This is a genomic window from Caballeronia arvi (assembly GCF_001544695.2).
In the GTDB taxonomy this organism is placed as follows: Bacteria; Pseudomonadota; Gammaproteobacteria; order Burkholderiales; family Burkholderiaceae; genus Caballeronia; species Caballeronia arvi.
Window position 1 is genome coordinate 1 of sequence record NZ_FCOM02000231.1, and the last position, 1,365, is coordinate 1,365.

The following is a 1,365-nucleotide window of genomic DNA, read 5'->3' on the forward strand; positions in this document are numbered from 1 at the left end:
CGTTAAGGGTTATTCGATGCCTGCCATCGATCACAGGAATGTGACGGTGCCGCTGCGCGTGTTGGCAGGCGTCGAATAAGCCCGATGGAGGAAACCGCGGAGTGCTCCGATGCGTTGGGAGCTTCGCGCTTATGGTGATTGATAGGTCAGGATGCTCGGCGGTGTCGGATGCGGCGCGGCCAATCGGGATACCTGACGCGCGCTGACGCGGTGACGAAGCAGTGTAGTCGCGCAATCTTGATGATGAAGTAAGGATGCGAGGCGCTTCCAGGAGCGACGCGCGCAAACGTCCGCCAGTGGGCCGCGTTGCCGCAAAGCCGACGTTCGACAGGCAGATCGAGGAGCGATGCCGCTCATGTTTGACCCCGGCGCATCGGCGGTGCGCGGATCGGGGCGCTGCGCGCGAGGATGTCGATGACGATCATCGGTGCACCGCAGTGCCGGCAAATGAAGGCGGGCCGGGTCTCGATGAGGGCGTCGTCCGGCGACGGGCCGATCTCGGGTGCGACGTGCAGCAGATCGCGCACCTTTGCGAGATTGGCGCGGCGCACCGGGTTGGCGAGCAGCCCGAAGTGGCGGATCCGATGGAAACCACCGGGCAGCACATGGAGCAGGAAGCGGCGCATGAATTCGCCGGTTTCGAGGGTCATGGTCTTGTAGCGGGTGCGGCCCTTGGCACGGTAGTCCTTCCAGCGGAACGTCACGCCACGCTCATCGACGGCGACCAGGCGCTGGTTGGAGATGGCGACGCGGTGCGTATAGCGTGAGAGGTACTCGAGCACCGCCTTCGGTCCGGCGAACGGGCGCTTGGCGTAGACCACCCATTCGCAGGTACGTAGGGGCGCAAGCCATCGGGCAAAGGTGGCGGGGTCGGCCAGCCCGGTGTACTCGCCGAAGAACTGCAGGTCGCCACGGTGGTGAACCGCTTGGAGTGCCTCGAGGAAGCGTCGTCGGAACAGGCGTGAGAGGACGCGCACCGGCAGAAAGAAGCCCGGCCGGCAGGCGATCCAGCGCTCACCGTCAGCCGATAGCCCGCCACCGGGAACGATGCCGTGCACATGCGGGTGATGCGTGAGCGCCGATCCCCAAGTGTGCAGCACGAGCGTGGCGCCGATCTGGGCGCCGAGATGCCTGGGATCCTCGGCGATCGTGCGCAGCGTGTCGGCGGCGATGTCGAACAGCAGCCCGTAGATGACCCGCTTGTTGTACCAGGCGATCGCGCTGATTGGCGCGGGCAGCGTGAAGACGACGTGGAAGTACTCGACGGGTAGCAGATCGGCCTGACGCGCCTCGAGCCAGCGTTGTGCGGCGCTGGCTTGGCACTTCGGGCAATGCCGGTCACGACAGGAGTTGAAGGACACTTCT

The 1,365-nt window shown here is 65.4% G+C and carries 1 protein-coding gene; it reads right to left on the reverse strand.

Annotated features, from left to right (window positions below; translation table 11 throughout):
* Positions 1–353: 353 nt before the first annotated feature.
* Positions 354–1,365 (reverse strand): IS91 family transposase (locus tag AWB74_RS44555; protein WP_061152801.1); only part of this gene is annotated, 1,012 nt, incomplete at its 5' end.